The organism is Aeromonas sp. QDB14 (genome assembly GCF_027707845.1).
In the GTDB taxonomy this organism is placed as follows: domain Bacteria; phylum Pseudomonadota; class Gammaproteobacteria; order Enterobacterales; family Aeromonadaceae; genus Aeromonas; species Aeromonas caviae.
In genome coordinates this window covers 60,092-78,412 of record NZ_JAPCJD010000009.1, presented here as the reverse complement: position 1 = coordinate 78,412, position 18,321 = coordinate 60,092, and the positions used below count along the sequence as shown (strand labels likewise).

At 61.4% G+C, this 18,321-nt stretch carries 25 protein-coding genes and 3 tRNA genes; 8 read left to right on the top strand and 20 right to left on the bottom strand.

Translation table 11 applies throughout. The features are described 5' to 3' along the window. Window positions 1–2: 2 nt before the first annotated feature. The 5 genes from PG887_RS04920 to PG887_RS04900 all read right to left on the bottom strand — a co-directional run bounded on the left by PG887_RS04920 (window position 3) and on the right by PG887_RS04900 (window position 2,193). A tRNA-Val gene (locus PG887_RS04920) sits at window positions 3–79 on the bottom strand. Window positions 80–96: 17 nt separating this feature from the next. Then, window positions 97–173: transfer RNA gene (locus PG887_RS04915), tRNA-Val, on the bottom strand. Window positions 174–184: 11 nt separating this feature from the next. Beyond that, window positions 185–261 (bottom strand) — tRNA-Val (locus tag PG887_RS04910). A 194-nt stretch (window positions 262–455) separates the two neighbouring features. Further along, window positions 456–1,835 carry an MATE family efflux transporter gene (locus PG887_RS04905; protein WP_029314480.1) on the bottom strand — a complete coding sequence of 460 codons (1,380 nt, stop codon included), beginning with the start codon at window positions 1,833–1,835 and terminating at the stop codon, window positions 456–458. 151 nt (window positions 1,836–1,986) lie between these two features. Continuing rightward, window positions 1,987–2,193, bottom strand: a complete 207-nt coding sequence (locus PG887_RS04900) for a YaeP family protein (RefSeq protein WP_010674629.1) — start codon at window positions 2,191–2,193, stop codon at window positions 1,987–1,989. Window positions 2,194–2,326: 133 nt separating this feature from the next. Between PG887_RS04900 and PG887_RS04895 the strand changes: the two genes are divergently transcribed. Both PG887_RS04895 and PG887_RS04890 read left to right on the top strand, forming a co-directional pair. Continuing rightward, a complete protein-coding gene (locus tag PG887_RS04895; RefSeq protein ID WP_010674630.1) occupies window positions 2,327–2,938 on the top strand; it encodes a riboflavin synthase in 612 nt (203 codons plus the stop codon). 102 nt (window positions 2,939–3,040) lie between these two features. Beyond that, window positions 3,041–3,331: a YciI family protein gene (locus PG887_RS04890; protein WP_029314482.1), complete on the top strand. Its 291-nt coding sequence runs from the start codon at window positions 3,041–3,043 to the stop codon at window positions 3,329–3,331. Window positions 3,332–3,409: 78 nt separating this feature from the next. Here the strand turns inward: PG887_RS04890 and PG887_RS04885 are convergent, their stop codons facing one another. The 4 genes from PG887_RS04885 to PG887_RS04870 form a co-directional block, all read right to left on the bottom strand. Continuing rightward, window positions 3,410–3,613: a CPXCG motif-containing cysteine-rich protein gene (locus tag PG887_RS04885; RefSeq protein ID WP_005336871.1), complete on the bottom strand. Its 204-nt coding sequence runs from the start codon at window positions 3,611–3,613 to the stop codon at window positions 3,410–3,412. Between the two features lie 130 nt (window positions 3,614–3,743). Then, complete coding sequence (gene hxpB, locus PG887_RS04880) at window positions 3,744–4,403, bottom strand: hexitol phosphatase HxpB (protein WP_010674632.1); 660 nt, start codon at window positions 4,401–4,403, stop codon at window positions 3,744–3,746. Between the two features lie 128 nt (window positions 4,404–4,531). Beyond that, a complete protein-coding gene (purT, locus tag PG887_RS04875) occupies window positions 4,532–5,710 on the bottom strand; it encodes a formate-dependent phosphoribosylglycinamide formyltransferase (RefSeq protein WP_041211381.1) in 1,179 nt (392 codons plus the stop codon). A gap of 73 nt (window positions 5,711–5,783) precedes the next feature. Further along, the gene (locus tag PG887_RS04870; RefSeq protein ID WP_041211382.1) at window positions 5,784–6,674 is read right to left on the bottom strand and encodes a DMT family transporter; all 891 of its coding nucleotides are present in this window, start codon (window positions 6,672–6,674) and stop codon (window positions 5,784–5,786) included. Between the two features lie 226 nt (window positions 6,675–6,900). Here PG887_RS04870 and PG887_RS04865 point away from each other — a divergent pair, with 226 nt between their 5' ends. Next, entirely contained in the window at window positions 6,901–7,488 is a 588-nt protein-coding gene (locus PG887_RS04865; protein WP_010674635.1) for an FMN-dependent NADH-azoreductase, read from the top strand. A 91-nt stretch (window positions 7,489–7,579) separates the two neighbouring features. On the opposite strand, the gene PG887_RS04860 is transcribed toward PG887_RS04865, so the two are convergent. The 5 genes from PG887_RS04860 to tnpA all read right to left on the bottom strand — a co-directional run bounded on the left by PG887_RS04860 (window position 7,580) and on the right by tnpA (window position 10,387). Then, the gene (locus PG887_RS04860) at window positions 7,580–7,759 is read right to left on the bottom strand and encodes a hypothetical protein (RefSeq protein WP_010674636.1); all 180 of its coding nucleotides are present in this window, start codon (window positions 7,757–7,759) and stop codon (window positions 7,580–7,582) included. A gap of 161 nt (window positions 7,760–7,920) precedes the next feature. Next, a complete protein-coding gene (locus tag PG887_RS04855) occupies window positions 7,921–8,109 on the bottom strand; it encodes a DUF4250 domain-containing protein (protein ID WP_010674638.1) in 189 nt (62 codons plus the stop codon). Then, a complete protein-coding gene (locus PG887_RS04850) occupies window positions 8,106–8,576 on the bottom strand; it encodes a MarR family winged helix-turn-helix transcriptional regulator (RefSeq protein WP_010674639.1) in 471 nt (156 codons plus the stop codon). The genes PG887_RS04855 and PG887_RS04850 overlap by 4 nt, the downstream gene beginning before the upstream one ends. Before the next feature lie 150 nt (window positions 8,577–8,726). Beyond that, the gene (locus tag PG887_RS04845) at window positions 8,727–9,896 is read right to left on the bottom strand and encodes a UPF0149 family protein (protein WP_010674640.1); all 1,170 of its coding nucleotides are present in this window, start codon (window positions 9,894–9,896) and stop codon (window positions 8,727–8,729) included. Window positions 9,897–9,982: 86 nt separating this feature from the next. Next, a complete protein-coding gene (gene tnpA, locus PG887_RS04840) occupies window positions 9,983–10,387 on the bottom strand; it encodes an IS200/IS605-like element ISAs26 family transposase (protein ID WP_010674034.1) in 405 nt (134 codons plus the stop codon). A gap of 57 nt (window positions 10,388–10,444) precedes the next feature. Between tnpA and PG887_RS04835 the strand changes: the two genes are divergently transcribed. From PG887_RS04835 to PG887_RS04825, 3 genes are all read left to right on the top strand, one after another. After that, window positions 10,445–11,671, top strand: a complete 1,227-nt coding sequence (locus PG887_RS04835; RefSeq protein WP_180911567.1) for an RNA-guided endonuclease InsQ/TnpB family protein — start codon at window positions 10,445–10,447, stop codon at window positions 11,669–11,671. A gap of 357 nt (window positions 11,672–12,028) precedes the next feature. Next, window positions 12,029–12,898: a CvfB family protein gene (locus PG887_RS04830; protein ID WP_010674641.1), complete on the top strand. Its 870-nt coding sequence runs from the start codon at window positions 12,029–12,031 to the stop codon at window positions 12,896–12,898. A gap of 1 nt (window position 12,899) precedes the next feature. Then, a complete protein-coding gene (locus tag PG887_RS04825; RefSeq protein ID WP_010674642.1) occupies window positions 12,900–13,211 on the top strand; it encodes a DUF1289 domain-containing protein in 312 nt (103 codons plus the stop codon). A gap of 45 nt (window positions 13,212–13,256) precedes the next feature. Here the strand turns inward: PG887_RS04825 and PG887_RS04820 are convergent, their stop codons facing one another. The 6 genes from PG887_RS04820 to minC all read right to left on the bottom strand — a co-directional run bounded on the left by PG887_RS04820 (window position 13,257) and on the right by minC (window position 16,961). Continuing rightward, window positions 13,257–13,580, bottom strand: coding sequence for an HI1450 family dsDNA-mimic protein (locus PG887_RS04820; protein ID WP_010674643.1), 324 nt, complete (start codon window positions 13,578–13,580; stop codon window positions 13,257–13,259). A 284-nt stretch (window positions 13,581–13,864) separates the two neighbouring features. Beyond that, window positions 13,865–14,572: a monofunctional biosynthetic peptidoglycan transglycosylase gene (gene mtgA, locus PG887_RS04815; protein WP_029314490.1), complete on the bottom strand. Its 708-nt coding sequence runs from the start codon at window positions 14,570–14,572 to the stop codon at window positions 13,865–13,867. A gap of 53 nt (window positions 14,573–14,625) precedes the next feature. After that, window positions 14,626–14,952, bottom strand: a complete 327-nt coding sequence (locus tag PG887_RS04810; protein ID WP_029314491.1) for an HI1450 family dsDNA-mimic protein — start codon at window positions 14,950–14,952, stop codon at window positions 14,626–14,628. A gap of 180 nt (window positions 14,953–15,132) precedes the next feature. After that, a complete protein-coding gene (minE, locus tag PG887_RS04805; RefSeq protein WP_010674646.1) occupies window positions 15,133–15,402 on the bottom strand; it encodes a cell division topological specificity factor MinE in 270 nt (89 codons plus the stop codon). 2 nt (window positions 15,403–15,404) lie between these two features. Next, window positions 15,405–16,217, bottom strand: a complete 813-nt coding sequence (minD, locus tag PG887_RS04800) for a septum site-determining protein MinD (RefSeq protein WP_010674647.1) — start codon at window positions 16,215–16,217, stop codon at window positions 15,405–15,407. Window positions 16,218–16,235: 18 nt separating this feature from the next. Next, window positions 16,236–16,961: a septum site-determining protein MinC gene (gene minC, locus PG887_RS04795; RefSeq protein WP_029314493.1), complete on the bottom strand. Its 726-nt coding sequence runs from the start codon at window positions 16,959–16,961 to the stop codon at window positions 16,236–16,238. A 106-nt stretch (window positions 16,962–17,067) separates the two neighbouring features. On the opposite strand from minC, the gene PG887_RS04790 reads away from it, so the two are divergent. Then, window positions 17,068–17,346, top strand: coding sequence for a YcgL domain-containing protein (locus PG887_RS04790; protein ID WP_029314494.1), 279 nt, complete (start codon window positions 17,068–17,070; stop codon window positions 17,344–17,346). Beyond that, window positions 17,343–18,305 carry a lytic murein transglycosylase gene (locus PG887_RS04785; RefSeq protein WP_010674650.1) on the top strand — a complete coding sequence of 321 codons (963 nt, stop codon included), beginning with the start codon at window positions 17,343–17,345 and terminating at the stop codon, window positions 18,303–18,305. The genes PG887_RS04790 and PG887_RS04785 overlap by 4 nt, the downstream gene beginning before the upstream one ends. The last annotated feature ends 16 nt before the right edge of the window (window positions 18,306–18,321 follow it).

Genomic DNA, 18,321 nt, shown 5'->3' with positions numbered 1-18,321 from the left:
GATGGTGCGTCCTAGTGGATTCGAACCACCGACCCCCACCATGTCAAGGTGGTGCTCTAACCAGCTGAGCTAAGGACGCATAACAGGGTTTCGTGATGGTGCGTCCTAGTGGATTCGAACCACCGACCCCCACCATGTCAAGGTGGTGCTCTAACCAGCTGAGCTAAGGACGCATCACGAAAAGTGGTGGGTTTAATTGGATTCGAACCAACGACCCCTACCATGTCAAGGTAGTGCTCTAACCAACTGAGCTATAAACCCACTTCATAAACCGGGTTGAAAACCCGTTTTATCCCGCCAGCACTGCTGGCGTGGTCGGCATACTACCCATGGCCCCCAAGGCTGTCAACAAGGGACATGCACAAAGGAGACTGTTTGCCCAGTTCTTGTGCAGCCTGTTGATTTTACAGGCGAGCCGCCCCAAAAGTGCGGCTCCCCGTGCCCCTGGCCGCGCCCTATTGCGCCCGGGAGAGGGCGGTGCAGGCTGCGGGGCTGGCGAAGCGGCCGTAGATGACGCGCAGCCGTGCGCCCAGCATCAGGGCGGCGGAGGTGAGACCGACGATGAAGCCTATCCAGAAGCCCTGCGGGCCCATGCGCGGTACCACCCAGTCGGTCAGCCCCAGGATCATGCCGGTGGGCAGACCCAGCCCCCAATAGGCGACGATGGTGACGTAGAAGATGGCCTGGGTATCCTTGTAACCGCGCAGGGCCGCCGCGGCCACCACCTGTACAGAATCGGAGATCTGGTAGATGGCGGCGAAGAAGAGCAGGGTGGCGGCGAGGCCGATCACCTGCAGGTCGTCGGTGTAGATCCCCGCGATGGGGTCGCGCAGCAGCACGGTGAGGGCGGCGGTTGCGGCGGCGACTCCCATGCCCAGCATCAGGCCGGTGCGGGCGGCGACCCTGGCCTGATCCGGTTGACCTTCCCCTATGTTGTGACCGACCCGGATGGTCACGCCGACACCAATGGACAGGGGCAGCATGAAGACCAGGCTGGAGAAGTTGAGCGCAATCTGGTGACTCGCCACCGTCTCCGCGCCGAAGGGTGCCAGCATCAGGGCCACCACGGTAAACAGGGTCACCTCGCAGAAGATGGCCATGGCGATGGGAAACCCCAGGCGGAACAGGCGCCAGATCCGGCTGCCGTTGGGGCGTGCCAGTTGGGCGAACAGGTTGATGCGCTTGAAGTGGGCAGAGCACTTCACATAGACGATCATCGCCAGCAGCATGGCCCAGAGCACGATGGCAGTGGCCACGCCGCAGCCGACGCCGCCGAGTTTCGGCATGCCGAAGTGGCCGTGAATGAAGATGTAGTTGGCGGGGATGTTGACCGCGAGCCCCACGAAACCGATCACCATGGTCGGCATGGTGTGGGAGAGCCCCTCACTGAAGTTGCGCAGCACCTGGAACATCACGAAGGCGGGCAGGCCCCACAGGATGGCGTGCAGGTAGCCGGCAGTCTTGGCCGCCATGACGGGATCCACGTCCATGAATTGCAGTGCCAGGGGGCTGAAGTAGAGTGCCACCATGGCGATGGGCGTGACGATGAGGGCGAGCCAGAAGCCCTGGTGCACGGCGGGGCGCACCTCGTCCTGCTTGCGGGCGCCGTTGAGCTGGGAAACGATGGGGGTGAGGGCCATGATGATGCCCTGCACCAGCAAGATGATCGGCAACCAGAAGCTGGACGCCACCGACACGGCGGCAAGATCCACGGCGCTCACCTGTCCCGCCATCACGGTATCGACGAAGTTCATGGCGATCTGGGCCACCTGGGCGACCAGAATGGGGCTGGCTAGACGAACGAGCTGCTTCGCCTCGGACCAATAACGTTGCACTGACACCTCCGAGTGGATCAGATAAAAGAGAAAGAGCGGGCAAGAGAGATGGGCTTTTGCCTCCTCGTCCTGAGGAGACAAAATGCGGGGGTGTCATTCTAGCCTGAAAAACCGCCAACGGGGAAGGTCGGCGGCAGATTTGTAGCCGGGATCAGGCGTCTTCGTGATCGCTGATCAGCAGGTTGGCCGCGGCATAGGCCGCCTGCTCGCGCAGATCCGCCGGTACCCGCTCGTCGGAGGCCACGGCGTTAAGCGCCCGTATGCTGGCGGCGATGGCCTGGGGCACATAACCCTGCTCGCCGGAGCCAATCTGGTTGTAGGCGATGCGAATGGCTTCACAGCATTGATATACCTGCATTTTTGTTTCCTCGTTCAGTCTGGATTGATTGGGGTCACTATAGCGATCGCGCTTCTCCTTGTCAGCCGGCACCCTTGTCTTGCAAGGTGGCCGGGGGTAACCTGCCGACAATTTTCACAGCCTGGAGAGACTCATGTTCACCGGCATCGTACAAGGGACCGCCGAACTGGTGGCCATCGATTCACTGCCCAATTTTCGCACCCACGTGATCCGCATGCCGAGCCCGGCCTGGGGCGAGGGGCTGGCCCTGGGGGCCTCGGTGGCCCACAACGGCTGCTGCCTGACCGTCACCCGGGTGGAGGGGGATCTGGTCAGCTTCGATCTGATGCAAGAGACTCTGCGCCTCACCAACCTTGGGCAACTGGTGGTGGGTGACAAGGTCAACGTGGAGCGGGCCGCCCGCTTTGGGGACGAGATTGGCGGCCATGCCATGTCCGGCCACATCATGGGGACGGCCGAGGTGACCTCGGTCATCGACACCCCCAACAACCGCCAGGTGTGGTATCGCCTCGATCCTGCGCTCATGAAGTACGTGCTGACCAAGGGCTACATCGGCATCGACGGCATCAGCCTCACCGTGGGCGAGGTACGCGCCAGGGAGTTCTGCGTCAACCTGATCCCCGAGACCCTGGCCCGGACCAACCTGGGCTGGGTCAAGGCCGGCTGGCAGACCAACATCGAGATTGACCCCCAGACCCAGGCCATCGTCGACACGGTGGAGCGGGTGCTGGCGGCGCGCCAGTAACCACCTGAGCGCTGCCCCCAGGGTTCGAAGAGGAGGGCGGCATCACGGGAAAGGCGCCCTCTTGTGGAAGAGGCGCCGCCCCAGAGCCTTGGAGACTTCTCTATGTTTGTCGTGACATTGACCTATGTGAAACCGCTGGCGGAGATCGATGCCCTGATCCCGGCCCACATTGCGTGGCTGGAGCGGCAATATGCCGCAGGCCATTTTCTGGCGTCCGGGCGTCGGGTACCCCGAGTCGGGGGCGTCATACTGGCGCAGGGCGTGAGCCGAGACGCCTTGGAGGCGATGCTGGCAGAGGATCCCTTCAAGCAGGCAGAGGCGGCCGATTATCAGGTGGTGGAGTTTGTTCCGACCATGACGTCGGCGAAGGCGGCGTGCTTGAGGGAGGCGTGATCCAGCCTGACGATGGCACCAGAACAAACGGGACCCACAGGGTCCCGTTTGTTTTTGTCTGTGTCTGGACAGGGGAATTCAGAACAGCTGCTCGTCGTCGGCATCCACGAAGAGTTGCAGGCAGTCGCGGGCTTCATCCCGGTGCAGCCGCAGGTGGATGGGGTTGCAGCAGGCCATGCAATCCTCGTAGAACTCCTGATCCCCCTGGCTGGCATCCAGCTCGACCCGGGTGTGGTGGCCGCAGTGGGGGCAGACGATACGCTTGCTGGTGTACTCGATCATGGTGACCTCCTCGGGCCCGTGGGCCGTCTCTGTGCTCCTGCTGATTCTAGTCGCCACAAGGCGGCGCAACCGCGAGCAAGCGCACGTTTATGAGCGGGCTCAAGGGAGGCAGGAGGTCAGTCAGTGTTGCCTACTTGACCCAGCCGGCCAGCATCTCTGCGTTCAGCTCGGCAAGAGAGCGCAGCTCGTGGTTGGCGATGGCCAGACGGGGATCGCCGACCAGCGCCGGGTCCGGCACGATCAGCGCCGTCATGGAGGCTGCCTTGGCTGCCAGCAGGCCGGTGAAGCTGTCCTCGATGGCGAGACAGTGCACAGGCTCGACGCCGAGCTTCTCGGCGGCGTGGATATAGACATCCGGGTGGGGTTTGCCAAAGCGCTCCACCTCGGCGGAGTGGACCGCCATGAAACGGTCCTGGATGCCGAGTTTGCCGAGCACCGCCTCGACCATGGCAAACGGGGAGGAGGTGGCGAGCCCGATCTTGAGCCCTTGGGCCTCGATGAGGTCGAGGGCTTCCAGCACCCCGGCCTTGGGCTGCCCCTCTTGCAGGATGAGCGCGATCACCTGATCCAGGATGCGCTGTACTACCTCTTCCTGGCTGGGGCTGCTCCAGGGGCGGATCCGGTACCAGTGGGCCACCAGCTGATCGATGCGCACCCCTATGGTGGAGTTGCAGTCCTCCTCGGTGTGGAAGTGGCCCAGTTCGGCGAAGACGGCCATCTGTGCCCGTTGCCAGAAGGGTTCCGAGTCGATCAGAACACCATCCATATCGAAGATCACGGCAGTTAACATCTTGTACTCCTGACATAGGTGAAGGGGGGATTATAAGCCCGGTGCTTCAATGGGAAAGGGGCAGTCACCTGCCCCTTGCGCCGGATCACGCAGATAAACGTTTGTTTTTGCGTGGTAAAGCGGATTGCCTAGAAGAGTACCTCGACCCGGGCTGCCACCGTTTTGGCCTGCTCCACGGCTTCCTGGCAATCCTGCCCACGGGCGAGCGCCACCCCGAGGCGACGACGACCGGCGATCTCCGGCTTGCCAAAGAGACGCAACTGGGCTCCGGGCACCAGGGCCAGTGCCTCGCCAATCCCCTGATAGCGGATATCCTGGCTGTGGCCTTCCCGCAGCACCACGGCAGAGGCGCTCGGGCCGTACTGGGTGATGGTGCCGACGGGCAGCCCCAGGATGGCGCGCACGTGCAGGGCGAACTCGGAGAGATCCTGGGAGATCAGGGTCACCATGCCGGTGTCGTGGGGGCGGGGGGATACTTCGCTGAACCACACCTCGTCGCCCCTGATGAAGAGCTCGACCCCGAACAGACCATAGCCGCCAAGAGCTTCGACCACCTTGGCCGCCACCTCCTTGGAGCGGGCCAGGGCCAGCTCGCTCATGGCCTGGGGCTGCCAGGATTCGCGGTAGTCGCCATCCTCCTGACGATGGCCGATAGGCTCGCAGAAGTGGATGCCATCGACGGCGCGCACCGTGAGCAGGGTGATCTCGTACTCGAAAGGAACGAAGCCTTCGACAATCACCTTGCCACGACCGGCACGGCCCCCCTCCTGGGCATAGGTCCAGCTTTCATCCAGCCTGGCGAGATCGCGCAGCAGGCTCTGCCCCTTGCCGGAGGAGCTCATCACCGGTTTGACCACGCAGGGGAGGCCGATGGCCTCGACGGCGGCCACAAACTCCTCCTTGCTCTGGGCAAAGCGGTAGGCAGAGGTGGGCAGCCCCAGGGTTTCGGCGGCGAGGCGACGGATCCCCTCCCGGTTCATGGTGAGCTGGGTGGCGCGGGCATTGGGCACCACCTTGACCCCTTCCTGCTCGAGGGCGGCCAGGGTATCGGTGGCGATGGCTTCAATCTCGGGGATGATGAGGTCGGGCTTGACCTCGGCCACCAGGGCGCGCAGGGCGGCACCATCCAGCATGTCCAGCACGCGGGCCTGGTGGGCCACCTGCATGGCGGGGGCGTTGGCATAGCGGTCGGCGGCGATCACCTCGATACCGAGCCGCTGCAGCTCGATGGCGACCTCCTTGCCGAGTTCGCCTGATCCCAGCAGCAGGGCGCGGGTCGCAGTGGGGCGGGTGGCGGTTCCAAACATCTGATCTCTCCTGAGGTCGGTGGTCAGCAGGGCTGATCCGGGTGAGCAAAAAAAGAGGCACGCATGGCGTACCTCAGGAAGTGGGTGGGTGGGCGCGCTGCTCCAGATGGGTGAGCAGGGTGATGGCGCCGATGATGATGGCCGCCCCCAGCCACAAGCGACCGGGGGGCGCCCAGCCAAATACCAGCCAGCCGGCCAGCACGTTCATGGGCAGCTTGGCAAAATCAAAAGGTTGCACGAAGGAGGCCTCTGCCACGCTGTAGGCGCGGGCGATGGACATCTGGGCCAGTGCCGACAGTACGCCCGAGGCGGCCACCAGCAGCCACTGGGTTTCGCTCGGCCACTGCCATTCAGGGATCGCCAGCATGGCGTTGAACGGGGTGCTGAAGACGAGCAGGTAGACGACGATGGTGTGGGACGACTCGCTGGCCGCCTGATAGCGCACCAGCAAGGAGTAGCCTGCCCAGAAGAGGGCGGCCGCCACCGGCAGCAGGGAGGCCAGGGTGAAGTCGTCGGTCCAGGGAGCCAGGATCAGCATGGCGCCCACAAACCCCGCCAGGGTCGCGAGAATGCGGGCCCGGCTCACTTGCTCTTTGAGAAAGAGGGCTGATCCCAGGGTGGCAAACAGGGGGGAGGTCATCAAGAGCGCGATCCCCTGCCAGATGGGGACGGGGACCGCCAGTGCCCAGAGCCAGAACTGGATGCCGGTCACCGCAAGGGCGACCCGCAGCAGGTGCAGGCGCAGCTGGTTCGTCATCAGGGACTGGCGCAGACCGTGGCGCACCAGCCAGGGCAGCAGGCAGACCAGGGCGATCAGATATTGGTGAAAGGCGACCTGGGTCGAGGGGAGGCCGAGCGTGAAGCTGACATACTGGCTCAGGCTGTTGACGGCGGCGAAGCAGAGGCCTGCCACCATCATCCAGACGGCGCCGGCAAAGGGGGAGTGCCTGCGGGAGGAGGTCATGAGATCCGGATCACGTACAAAAAGTGCGGCAGATCATAACGGCAATCGTTTGTCATGCCAAGGGTGCGGAGTTTGATGAGCCCCTCTCCGCCGAGGAAATGCACAGACATCAAATTTTTTGAATGACTTGAGCATCTATTTTCGCTATCAGGCTTTAATGCCAGTCTTTATAGTGACCTCCATCGACAGCCTGGCTGTTCAATTGACAATCAAATGGAGTTTCACCATGGCCAATATCCTCGTTCTGAAGTCCAGCATCCTGGGCCAGTATTCCCAATCCAACGCCCTGATCGACGGCTACCTGGCCGAGCGCCAGGGTGACACCATCCAGGTACGCGATCTGGCGACCCTGAACCTGCCGGTGCTGGACGGCGAGCTGGCCATGGGCCTGCGTGGTGGCGAGAACCTGAACGAGCGTCAGCAAGCGGTGCTGGCCCAGTCCGACGAGCTGGTCGCCGAGCTCAAGGCGAGCGATCTGGTGATCATCGCGGCCCCCATGTACAACTTCAACATCCCGACCCAGCTGAAAAACTGGATCGATCTGGTGGCCCGTGCCGGCGTGACCTTCCGTTACACCGAGACCGGTCCGGTCGGCCTGGTGGAGAACACCCGCGCCCTGGTGGTCAGCCCCCGTGGCGGCATGCACGTGGGCAATGCCACCGACCTGGTGACCCCCTACATGCGTACCGTGCTGGGCTTCATCGGCATCACCGAAGTGGACTTCATCTATGCCGAAGGCATGGGCATGGGGCCGGAGGCGCAAGCCAAGGGGATCGAGCAGGCCAAGGAGCAGCTGGAAACCCTGGCTTACTGATGCGACTCGGGGCCTCCCCAGTATCCTGAAACAACAACGCAGCCCTCGGGCTGCGTTGTTGTTTTTGGGCAGTCATCGCGCTCTGGCGTCGTTATTCGCGCAGGAAGTGGCGGCAGCCGCTGCCGACCATCAGAAAGACCGCCACGAGGGAGGCCAGCAGCAGGGTGGTGAGCCACTGCTCGGCGCTGTTGGGGACCTGGGGGAGGAAGAGGCTGATCACCAGCAATGTGCAGAGGGTGATCAGGCTGGTTGGTCGAATGAGGCGCATCATGGGTCATCCTTGGCTGCGGGTGGTGAACAAGAGGCTAACCGCGGTCTGTGACAACAAGATGTATCCATACCTCTTGCGAACATCAACGGACCGGGTAGCCACCACCTTAGCAGCTTTTGCCGACGGAGCCAGCGGCATGGGTCGGGTTGTGATCCGGATCCCTATCTGAACTGCTTCTGATCTTCCTGATAGTGAAAATCGCCACTGGCCAGCCTGGCAACCAGGGCCTCTTGATCGAGATCCTGCGCCCGGCAGAGATCATCGAGATCCTCGTAGTGATCACGCAACTGCATGTTGACCAGGCTCAGCAGCATGTTGACATCCATGGTGGCAAAGTTGTTCAGCTTCATGAGGGTTGCTCGTTGTCCAGCAGGTGAAGTTGTTCGATGGCATCGCTGACGCTCTGCAGGTGCAGGCGAATGCTCTGGCGCGCCTCGGCCGGCAGATAGTCGGTGAGAGTGTGCTGCCAGCTTCCCGCCTCCGTCTTGAGCTGCTGGAACAAGGTGAGCCCCGCCGGGGTGAAGGAGACCAGGCTGATGCGCTTGTCCTGCACGCTGTTCTCGGTGAACAGGATGCCTTTCTCCACCAGACGATGGATCTCGCGGGAGATCCGTACCTTGTCCATGCCGCTCGCCTCCACCAGCTCCTTCTGGCTGATGGGGTAGTGGGGGCCGAGCACCATCATCAGGCGCCACTGGGGCACGGTGAGTTGGTACCGCTGCTGATAAAACTGTTCAAAGGTATCGCGCACCATCTCAGCGGCGTGAACCAGCTGATAAGGAGGGTAGTGCGCGAGCAGCTCAATGATCTTCGACATATGACATCCTGCTGTGGCGGCTGCATCGGGTGCAGTTTCTCTTGATACTTTGGCCTTGATGATACGTAACACAGGGGCATTTGTCTGACCAGTCACCAGAAAAATGTGCGTTTGCGCACGTGTTCTGTCATCGAATCGGCAATTGGGGTCTCAACTGGCCTGCTTGCCCGCACTCTTTCGCAGCCATATCAAGGCGTTGTGGGTCAGCCAGGCCTCGCGACTCTGCAAGGCGTAGAGCGCCGCCTCGTCACGGCTGCCTCCCTGCCAGCGGCGAGGCTCCTGCTTGGGCAAGCGGCGCTGGCCCAGCAAAGTGGCGGGCACATGGGGATTGACCTCCATTGCCGCCGCCAGATGAGGGCGCGCCGCCGCTTCCCCTTCGCAGACAAAGCTCATCAAGGCCTTGTTGTAAAGCAGCCAGCAGGAGGCTTCATCAAAGCGCACCAGCAGTTGTTGCAGGGCATCCCATTCCCCTTGCCAGGCATAGAGGGTGGAGAGGGGGTGGCGGCAAGCGGGCTCGTCGGCGCGACAGAGGGCGAGCAGGGCCAGGTACTCATCCCGTGCCTGCCCAAGCTGCCCAAGTCGCAGCAGGCAATCGGCTCGACCGGCCCTGGCCGCGATCAGAGGGCGTGCCTCGGGGACCTGCCAGCCATGGCCCGCGTGGGCTTGCCAGAATGCCTCATCGAACAGGAGGTTGGCATCGGCAATGATGCGCTCGAACCAGCCAAGGCGAGCGAGGGGATCGCGGCTCTCTGCCGCCAGCTCGAACCACTGCTGCCACTGGCGAGTCTGCTCGTTGTCCAGGGACGGGCTCTCTTCAGGCTCGGCCTCGTAGTGATCCTGGCCGAGCAGGAGGTTGAGGGCCGTCTTCATCTGCTGGCGTTGACGCTTGCAAAAATCGAGGAAGGGGGGCTCGCTGGCCGTAGCCTGGTGCAGCATCATGGCCATGGGCTTGTCGCGAAACAGGCAGAGCTCGGCCACCAGGCTGAAGCGATAGCGGGTCGCCGGATCGTTCAGGTCGGTCGGCGCCGGCCAGCAGGCTACCCCCTGACTGAAGCCATAGCTCCATTGGCCCAGAGGATGGCGCTTGTCAAACACCTGCTCCGGGTTGTCGGTAGAGAGGCGACACTGGCTCGGCAGGGCCAGCTGCGCGTCGTCGGCCTGGGCTTCCAGCTCGGCGATCAGGTGATGCAGCGCCTCGGCACTCTTCTCGTCCAGCGCCGCATCATGAGGCAGCAGGCCGGCCAGCGGATCTTGCCAGTCGGGGGCTACGGGCCCCGCCAGACGGGCGCACAGGAAGCCGTGCAGGGCGGGGTAACTCATCTCCTGCTGGCTGTGGGTCTGGATCCATCTTAAATGCGAAAGGGGACTCCCTCCGACGTAGGTGGGAGGGGAATTTCGCCGGGGCGTCAGCCCCGCTGGTTTTGAATGTATTGCTTGATCACCTCCAACGGTGCTCCGCCGCAAGAGCCCGCAAAGTAAGAGCGTGACCAGAGTACGGGTTTGCTGTAAGCACCTCTCAAGTCCAGAAATTCATTACGCAGTCGCCTTGATGTGACCGCCTTTAACGAGTTCACCAGTACCGATAGCTGTACCGTTGGCGCGTACTCTATCAGCATGTGAACATGATCAGCCTCTCCGTCACACTCTTTCAGTTCCGCACCAAAATCTCTGCAAACCTCTGCCGCACACTGACCGAAGGAAGCGTGATGCAGATCCCCCAATATCGGCTTTCGATACTTGGTGATAAACACCAAATGTACGTGCAAAACGTAGGCCGCATGGCGTGATTTATTAATTTTAGTGAATTGCATTCTGTCACTCAATCGGGCTTAATAGATATGGCAATAATGCTACACACTGAGCGATAAATGCAAATTCTGAAAGCCTACAAATTCCGACTCGAACCGACCGAACAACAAGCGCAACGCCTGCGCCAGTTGGGCGGTTGTGCTCGTTATGTCTGGAATCACGGGCTGGCAGAAACCAAACGCATTCTGGATGCTGGCGAAAAACTGCCTTCTGCCTTTGAGCTGAACAGGATGCTCACCAGTTGGAAGAAAGACCCAGAAATGGCCTTTCTGGCCGAGGCATATACCGACAACCTCCAGCAGAAGCTCAAGGATTTGCATGGCGCGTGGATGCGCTGCTTTGATAAGAAACTCGCCGCCAAGGCACCCGTATTCAAGAAAAAAAGCGACAACCGCGACGCTATCCGGTTCGTCAACTTCGACAAGTATTGCCGCCTTGAAAAGGGTCGAGTGAAGCTGCCTGCCGGGCTGGCGTGGGTCAAGTTCCGTCAGTCCCAGCCAGTTGAAGGGAAAATTAAAAACGCGACCGTCAGCCAAGCAGCCGGGCACTGGTATATCTCCTTTCAGGTCGAGCAGGAGACGCTTGAGCCAATTCACCCCTCCGGCTCAATGGTAGGGCTAGATGCGGGGATCGCCAAGCTCGCAACCCTGTCAGACGGCACGGTGTTTGAGCCCGTCAACAGCTTCAAAACCAATCAGACCAAGCTGGCAAGGCTCCAACGCCAGTTGAGCAAAAAGGTAAAGTTCAGCAGCAACTGGAAGAAACAAAAAGCCAAGATCCAGCGGCTGCACTCACATATCGCCAATACCCGCCGCGATTACCTTCACAAGGTCACAACGACTATCAGCAAAAACCACGCGATGATCGTCATTGAGGATTTGAAGGTTGCCAGCATGTCAAAATCAGCAGCGGGCACGACCAGCCAGCCGGGGCGCAACGTCCGGGCAAAATCAGGGCTGAATCGTTCGATATTAGATCAGGGCTGGTTTGAGCTGCGCCGCCAGCTCGAATATAAGCAGGCATGGCGAGGCGGTCAGGTGTTGGCGATAAACCCGGCCTACACGAGCCAGCAGTGCGCCTGTTGTGGGCATACTGCGAAGGATAACCGCCAGACGCAAAGCCAGTTTAAATGCGCTGCGTGTGGTTATGAGGCGAACGCCGATGTGAATGGCGCTCGCAATATTTTAGCGGCGGGACACGCCGTTTTAGCCTGTGGAGGCGCGGTGCAATCAGGCCGCCCGATGAAGCAGGAACCCGGTACTGCGCGAGCAGCTATCACCCAGTAATGGGGATCCCCCTCCTGTGACGCGAAGCGCTAAGGTGGGGGAGGATGTCAATGATTGAGATGACGGGTACGAGTGGCTGGGTTCATCGACGCTTCCTCTGGATTTGACGGCCGCGAAGTCTACCTAAAAGTGGGGTTATTTGCAGCAAAGGGGGAACTGAATGCTGCTAATATCGTCAATCTGGCCGCCCGGTAGCGGGAAAAGAGGTCAGACACAGGGGGGAGGGGCTAGGTCCTGCTGCCGCTCTGGGGTAACATGCGCGCCTGCATGACATAAATCGGCCCCGTCCTCTCTCATCCGACGGAGGCGATGCACCTCTATATGACGGGTCTTCCATGAGATGGGCCCATCCGGATATTGAAAGAAGAGATCACCATGTTACAGATTGGCAAGATGAACACCCTGACCGTCGTCGAGATCGAGGAGCGCGGCGCCTGGCTGGCGGCGGGGGAATACGGCGAGCTGCTGCTGCCCAGGCGCCAGTTGCCGGAAGGCGTTGCCGAGGAGAGCGAGGTGTCCGTCTTCCTCTATCTGGATGCGGATTGCGAGCCGGTGATCACCACCGACAAGCCCTTCGCCATGGTGGGGGACATCGTCGGTCTCAAGGTGGTCAATGCCAACAAGATTGGTGCCTTCCTCGACTGGGGCATGAAGAAGGATCTCTTCGTACCAAGCCGCGAGCAGAACAAGCCGATGCAGGTGGGCCATGTCTATCTGGTGCACCTGATGCTGGACAACGAAGGGCGCATGGTCGGTACCAGCCGTCTGGAGCGCTTCCTGCGCATCGACCCCCCTTTCAAGAGCGGTGACGAGGTGACGGTGCTGCCGGGGGAACACACCCCCCTTGGCATCAAGGCCGTGGTCAATGGCCAGTACGCCGGCATGCTGTTCAAGAACGAGGTGTTCGGCCGCGTGATGACGGGCCGGCCGCTGACCGCCTGGGTCAAGCAGGTGCGCGAAGATGGCAAACTGGACCTGACCCTGCAAAAGCCGGGGCTGGCCCGGATGGATGACGCTGGTGCGCGCATCCTGCTGCGCCTGCAAAAGCAGGGGGGCAGCCTTGCGGTGGGAGACAAGAGCGAGCCTGACGTCATCTACAAGATGTTCAGCATGAGCAAGGGCACCTTCAAGAAAGCGATCGGCGGCCTCTACAAGCAGGGCAAGATCGTCATCGAGGAGCACAGCATCCGCCTCGTGGGCTCCGACACGCCGGCAGGGGACGAATAAGTTGCCGAGTCCCTGCATCGGTGACTGCCGGGCCAAAGAGGGGCTCTGCCTCGGTTGTGGCCGCACCGTGACCGAGATAGGCCAGTGGTCCACCATGGACAGCGAGGCCCAGCTGGCCCGCATGGCCGAACTCGATGGCTCGAAGAGCACTCATGCCTGCCCGGGCTGCGGCGAGCCGGCGTTCTGCGCCGTGTCGGCGGGGGAACCCATCGAGCGCTGCTGGTGCAACCAGCTTCCCGCGTTGCCCATGAGCGATGCCAGCGCCTGCTGGTGTCGCCGCTGTCTGGCCAAGGCCATCTCGGCACGCCCCTGACTCGGGCAGCGCAAAAAACGAAAAAGGCGCCTGGGGCGCCTTTTCTTATGCCTGTTGCTGGCGGTGCCAGCGGATATGCACGTCGTGCTCGCTCTGATCCCGTGGGAGGAGGAAGGTGGCGTAGATCACCTCGAACTCGTCCTGATGATCCAGCAAGCCGACCCAGACCTCGGCCCAACGTGCCATGTCCACCGGCTCGCCGAGTTCGGTCGACCAGTCGGCATTGGGCAGGGTTGCCTCCACCGCGCCACGTTGCTCGAACTCGAGGGTGATGTCGACGATTTGTTCGGGTGCCAGCATGTCGGCGGCCTGCTCCAGAAACTGATCATAGGCCCACTCGACCAGCTGATCCGGGCTACGTTGTTCCATGAAATCACTCCAGATACGTCCAGGTTCGCCACTTTAACAAGTATTGGGATGGGCAGCCAGCCCGGGGGCGGTGACGCCGTGCTGTCAAATGGCGGGATCAGGGGATAAGGTTAACAGAGCCGCCAGCAGGGGCGGCGTGACGGGGCGGCCTGGCAAGATGAAGCGACGACAGTACAGAAGGCAGATCAAGCGGCGGCGCGAAACCTGGTGGTGGCACTATCTGCCCCTTCATCGGGAAACCGTCGGCGGCCATCTGGGGCCCGCCTCTGATCCGCAGGATGGCGCTACTCTGTGCCGTGGACCCGGTTCAGGGTGACTTGCCCGAGTTGACCCATCTGACGACGGATCCAGGCCGAGCGCTGTTGCACATAGGGTGAGGGGGGCTTGACCCGATAACGCCAGGGATTGGGCAGGGCGGCGGCGAGCAGGGAGGCCTCGTAGCGGGTGAGGCGTATCGCCGGTTTGCCGAAGTAGTGCCTGGCGGCCGCCTCGGCGCCATAGATGCCGGGTCCGAACTCCACGATGTTGAGATACACCTCGAGAATGCGGGACTTGTCCCAGCCCAGCTCCATCAACAGGGTGAACCAGGCCTCTATCCCCTTGCGCAGGAAGCTGCGATCGCTCCACATGAAGAGGTTCTTGGCGGTCTGCTGGCTGAGGGTGCTGGCACCGCGCACCCGCCCGCTTTGCTGGTTGTGCCTGAGGGCCGAGCTGATGGCGTCCATGTCAAAACCGTGATGTTCGGCAAAGCGCTGATCCTCGGCGGCGATCACCGCCAGTTGCAGCTCCCGGGAAATCTGCTCAAGCGGCACCCAGTCGTGCTTCACCTCGGCCATCTTGGCAGGGGGAAACAGGGCGCGTTCGAGGCGCCAGGTCCACATGGGAGGGTCGATGAAGCGCAGCAGCGCGACCGAGACGATGGTGCTCGCAAAGGCGGCCAGCAGCAGCTTGCCGAGCCAGCCCAGCAGTCGCCGTCTGCGCGAAGGCCTCACGGGCTCGGGCCCGCCGTCCCAGTCATAGTGGCCAGGATCATCGGGATCCGGAATTATTGGGGCAGCCATTCGATGTGGCAGAACTTCTCGTCGACGCGGCGGGAGAGCAGCATGCGGGCAAACAGGTGCTCGTACTCTTCTTGTTCGTTGCCAAGGCCGACCCAGATCTCGGCATAGTCGGCGTCGCTCACCTCAAATCCCACGTCGGCCGCCCAGTCGTCGGCGGGATCGGTCTCCGCCAGCAGGCCGCGGTCGTTGAACTCCTGATTGAAGCGGACGATCTCCTGCTCGGGCAGGTTGTCGGAGGCCAGCTCCATGAAGAGTTCGAGGGCGGTGTCGAGCAGTTCCTCGACGCTGTGCATTTCGTCATTCAAAGACATAAAAGCCGTGTTCCAGATAAGGGGGGAGGGAAAGTCCGTCGGCAGCGCCTCGGGGTGCGCGGTATTCTAGCTGGCCCTGATGCCCTTGGCGAGATGCCGGGACGCCAGGCATTAAAAAACCGGATCCTGGGAAAGGATCCGGTCTTCATTGGGGGAAGGGGTCGCGCATGGTGCGTCAGCTCATCCCTTCTTCTGGTCGTCGGCGAAGGTGATGTTGAGCTCCAGCACCGACAATTCGTCACTCTTCTGATCAAGCTGGACGGTGATCTTGTCCGGGTCGATCTGCACGTATTTGCGGATCACGTCGAGGATGTCCTGCTTGAGCTGGGGCAGGTAATCCGGCCCCCCTCTGGATGAACGCTCGTGAGCCACGATGATCTGCAACCGCTCTTTGGCCAGTTGTGCGGTGTTCTGTTTCTTGTTGGAACGAAAATAATCCAATAATGACATGCTTAACTCCCGAACAGTCGGCTAAAGAAGCCTTTCTTCTCTTCTTCCAGAAAACGGAAATCCTTGGTGTCACCCAAGAGGCGGGCGACGGCGTCCTCGTAGGCCTGACCGGCATCGGACTCCTTGTCCAGAATGACCGGCTCGCCGGAGTTGGAGGCGCGCAGCACCGCCTGGGACTCCGGGATCACCCCGAGCAGTTTGATGGCCAGGATCTCCTGTACGTCCTGCACGCTCAGCATGTCGCCGCGGTTGACGCGGGTCGGGCAGTAGCGGGTCAGCAGCAGGTGCTCCTTGATGGGATCCTCACCGCGCTCGGCACGGCGGGACTTGGAGGCCAGGATACCGAGGATGCGATCCGAGTCACGCACGGAAGAGACTTCCGGGTTGGTGGTGACGATGGCCTCGTCGGCGAAATAGAGCGCCATCAGGGCGCCGGATTCGATACCAGCGGGGGAGTCGCAGACGATGTAGTCAAACTGCATCTCCGCCAGCTGATCCAGGATCTTCTCCACCCCTTCACGGGTCAGGGCATCCTTGTCCCGGGTCTGGGAGGCGGGCAGGATGAACAGGTTTTCGCAACGCTTGTCCTTGATGAGGGCCTGGTTGAGGTTGGCTTCCCCGTTGATGACGTTGACGAAGTCATAGACCACGCGCCGCTCGCAACCCATGATGAGGTCCAGGTTTCTCAGACCAATGTCAAAATCGATGACCACGGTCTTGTGGCCACGCTGGGCCAGACCGGTGCTCAGTGCCGCGCTGGTTGTCGTCTTGCCAACGCCACCCTTGCCCGATGTAACGACTATGATTCGCGCCATTCTCGCTTCCTTGTAACTCTATTTGATTCGGTCTATACGAAGTTGTTCATTGTCGAGCCGGATATGGACCGGCTCTTGTATCACGCCTGCAGGCAATGCATCGCTGAGCTGGAAGGTGCCCGCGATGGAGAGCAGCTCGGCCTGCAATTGCTGGCAATAAATGCGGGCCTTGGGATTGCCCTTGGCCCCTGCGATGGCTCGGCCACGCAGGGCACCATAAACATGGATGCTGTCATCGGCGATGACTTCGGCGCCAGGGCTCACCGAGCCCAGCACCACCAGCGAGGTGCCGGCTGCATAGATCTGCTGACCGGAGCGCACCGGGCCCACGTGGACCTTGCTTGCCTCCACGGGCGCTGGCACCGGGGGAACCGGTGCGGCCTCCACTGGCTTGGGCTCAGGTGCTGGCGGCGTCGGCTCAGGTTCTGCCTTGCGGCTCTTGCCTGACACCATGACGGCGAGGCCTGCCGCCTTGGCGGCCGTCTTCATCGCCTCGTCCCGCGCCCCCGTGATCCCGACCAGCACGAAGTCTTCCGACTCGACCAGCTCCCTGAGCTGTTCGAAATCGGGGATCGCCTCGAGGCGTTCCACATTGAGGACGAGGGGGGCACAATTAAAAAACTGGGGGGCCTGCGCGACCTTGGCCTCCAGCAGTTGTCGGATCCGGGCCGGATTGCCATCGCTGAGATGCAACACAGAAATAGTGAAGGTGGTCCCTTTCAATTCGTTATCGCGTTCAACCATGAATCTTCCCCGAACCGAGACGGTAATACGTTATTGTTATTCAATTCCTGATGTTATAGTTTGCCACCACCAGAGGCAATAAACCCGTCGGATTATATCAATTTCCATGTTGTGTGCAGTCTATAAAAGTCGCAAAAAAGCCGAGACCTATCTCTTTATTGAACGAAGAGAGGACTTTTCCCGTGTTCCCGAGGTGCTGATGAGTACCTTCGGGCGTCCCGAACTGGTCCTGATGACCAAGCTGGACCCGGCCAAGCCCCTGGGGCTGGCCTCCACGGAGCGGGTGATGGCCGCCCTGAAGAGCCAGGGCTTTTATCTGCAGGTGCCACCGCCACCGGAAAACTTGCTGGAGCAGCACAAGGCGCAATTAAAGGGTGCACGATGAGGGCTGGGCGGCTGGCACTGCTGTTGTCAGGCGCCCTGTCGGGATCGCCGGTGCAGGCCGGCCCCGATTTTGACCAGTACGTGGCGAGCCTCAAAGAGCAGGCGCTGGCGGCGGGCATGTTGCCCGAGACGGTGAGTGCGGCCTTTGCGGATGTACATCTTGTCGATGCTGCCATCAGGCACGACAAAAATCAGCCGGAATTCAAACTGACCCTGGACACATATATTCCCCGGGCGGTGCCGGAATGGAAAGTCAAGCAAGCCCAAACCTTATATCGCCAGCATTTGCCGCTGCTTACAAAAATAGGCCGGGAATATGGGGTTCAACCCCGCTTTATTGTTGCCTTGTGGGGAATTGAAACCAATTTCGGCAAAATAACCGGCCATTATCCCCTTATCTCTTCTCTCTCGACCCTGGCCTGGGACGGTCGCCGTGAAGCCTTCTTTAAAGGCGAGTTGTTCGATGCCCTGCGCATTCTGGAGCAGGGACATGTGAACCCCGCCAACTTCAAGGGATCCTGGGCGGGGGCCATGGGACAGGTGCAGTTCATGCCCTCGTCATTCCTGCGATACGCGGTGGATCAGGACGGGGACGGCAAGAAGGATCTCTGGGGCAATCTCGCGGATGTATTTGGATCGGCTGCCAATTATCTGAGCCAGAACGGCTGGCGTGAAGACCAGACCTGGGGACGGCGGGTGAGGGTGCCAGAACGCCTGGACCCCGCCTTGCTGGGGCTTGATACCCGCAAGTCCCTGGCGACCTGGCAGGCCCTCGGGGTTCGCCAGCAGGACGGCTCACCTCTGCCTGCGGTCGACATGCAGGCCTCCCTCATCCGCCCCGACGATATTCACGGGCGAAGCTACCTTGCCTATGACAATTACCGGGTACTGCGTCACTGGAATCGCTCCCCCTATTTCGTGGTGGCCGTCGGCACCCTGGCCGATCGCATCGTGAAATAGCTCTCCCCCGTTCTCC

What these genes read in the sequence shown, in the direction of transcription:
- minE (WP_010674646.1), bottom strand. Translation starts at nt 15,402, where the DNA reads ATGTCATTATTGGATTATTTTCGTTCCAACAAGAAACAGAACACCGCA.
- PG887_RS04860 (WP_010674636.1), bottom strand. Translation starts at nt 7,759, where the DNA reads ATGATGCGCCTCATTCGACCAACCAGCCTGATCACCCTCTGCACATTG.
- PG887_RS04835 (WP_180911567.1), top strand. Translation starts at nt 10,445, where the DNA reads ATGCAAATTCTGAAAGCCTACAAATTCCGACTCGAACCGACCGAACAA.
- PG887_RS04810 (WP_029314491.1), bottom strand. Translation starts at nt 14,952, where the DNA reads ATGTCTTTGAATGACGAAATGCACAGCGTCGAGGAACTGCTCGACACC.
- PG887_RS04885 (WP_005336871.1), bottom strand. Translation starts at nt 3,613, where the DNA reads ATGATCGAGTACACCAGCAAGCGTATCGTCTGCCCCCACTGCGGCCAC.
- purT (WP_041211381.1), bottom strand. Translation starts at nt 5,710, where the DNA reads ATGTTTGGAACCGCCACCCGCCCCACTGCGACCCGCGCCCTGCTGCTG.
- minC (WP_029314493.1), bottom strand. Translation starts at nt 16,961, where the DNA reads ATGGTTGAACGCGATAACGAATTGAAAGGGACCACCTTCACTATTTCT.
- tnpA (WP_010674034.1), bottom strand. Translation starts at nt 10,387, where the DNA reads ATGCAATTCACTAAAATTAATAAATCACGCCATGCGGCCTACGTTTTG.
- PG887_RS04865 (WP_010674635.1), top strand. Translation starts at nt 6,901, where the DNA reads ATGGCCAATATCCTCGTTCTGAAGTCCAGCATCCTGGGCCAGTATTCC.
- PG887_RS04895 (WP_010674630.1), top strand. Translation starts at nt 2,327, where the DNA reads ATGTTCACCGGCATCGTACAAGGGACCGCCGAACTGGTGGCCATCGAT.
- hxpB (WP_010674632.1), bottom strand. Translation starts at nt 4,403, where the DNA reads ATGTTAACTGCCGTGATCTTCGATATGGATGGTGTTCTGATCGACTCG.
- PG887_RS04845 (WP_010674640.1), bottom strand. Translation starts at nt 9,896, where the DNA reads ATGAGTTACCCCGCCCTGCACGGCTTCCTGTGCGCCCGTCTGGCGGGG.
- PG887_RS04785 (WP_010674650.1), top strand. Translation starts at nt 17,343, where the DNA reads ATGAGGGCTGGGCGGCTGGCACTGCTGTTGTCAGGCGCCCTGTCGGGA.
- minD (WP_010674647.1), bottom strand. Translation starts at nt 16,217, where the DNA reads ATGGCGCGAATCATAGTCGTTACATCGGGCAAGGGTGGCGTTGGCAAG.
- PG887_RS04870 (WP_041211382.1), bottom strand. Translation starts at nt 6,674, where the DNA reads ATGACCTCCTCCCGCAGGCACTCCCCCTTTGCCGGCGCCGTCTGGATG.
- PG887_RS04820 (WP_010674643.1), bottom strand. Translation starts at nt 13,580, where the DNA reads ATGGAACAACGTAGCCCGGATCAGCTGGTCGAGTGGGCCTATGATCAG.
- PG887_RS04900 (WP_010674629.1), bottom strand. Translation starts at nt 2,193, where the DNA reads ATGCAGGTATATCAATGCTGTGAAGCCATTCGCATCGCCTACAACCAG.
- PG887_RS04850 (WP_010674639.1), bottom strand. Translation starts at nt 8,576, where the DNA reads ATGTCGAAGATCATTGAGCTGCTCGCGCACTACCCTCCTTATCAGCTG.
- PG887_RS04855 (WP_010674638.1), bottom strand. Translation starts at nt 8,109, where the DNA reads ATGAAGCTGAACAACTTTGCCACCATGGATGTCAACATGCTGCTGAGC.
- PG887_RS04790 (WP_029314494.1), top strand. Translation starts at nt 17,068, where the DNA reads ATGTTGTGTGCAGTCTATAAAAGTCGCAAAAAAGCCGAGACCTATCTC.
- PG887_RS04890 (WP_029314482.1), top strand. Translation starts at nt 3,041, where the DNA reads ATGTTTGTCGTGACATTGACCTATGTGAAACCGCTGGCGGAGATCGAT.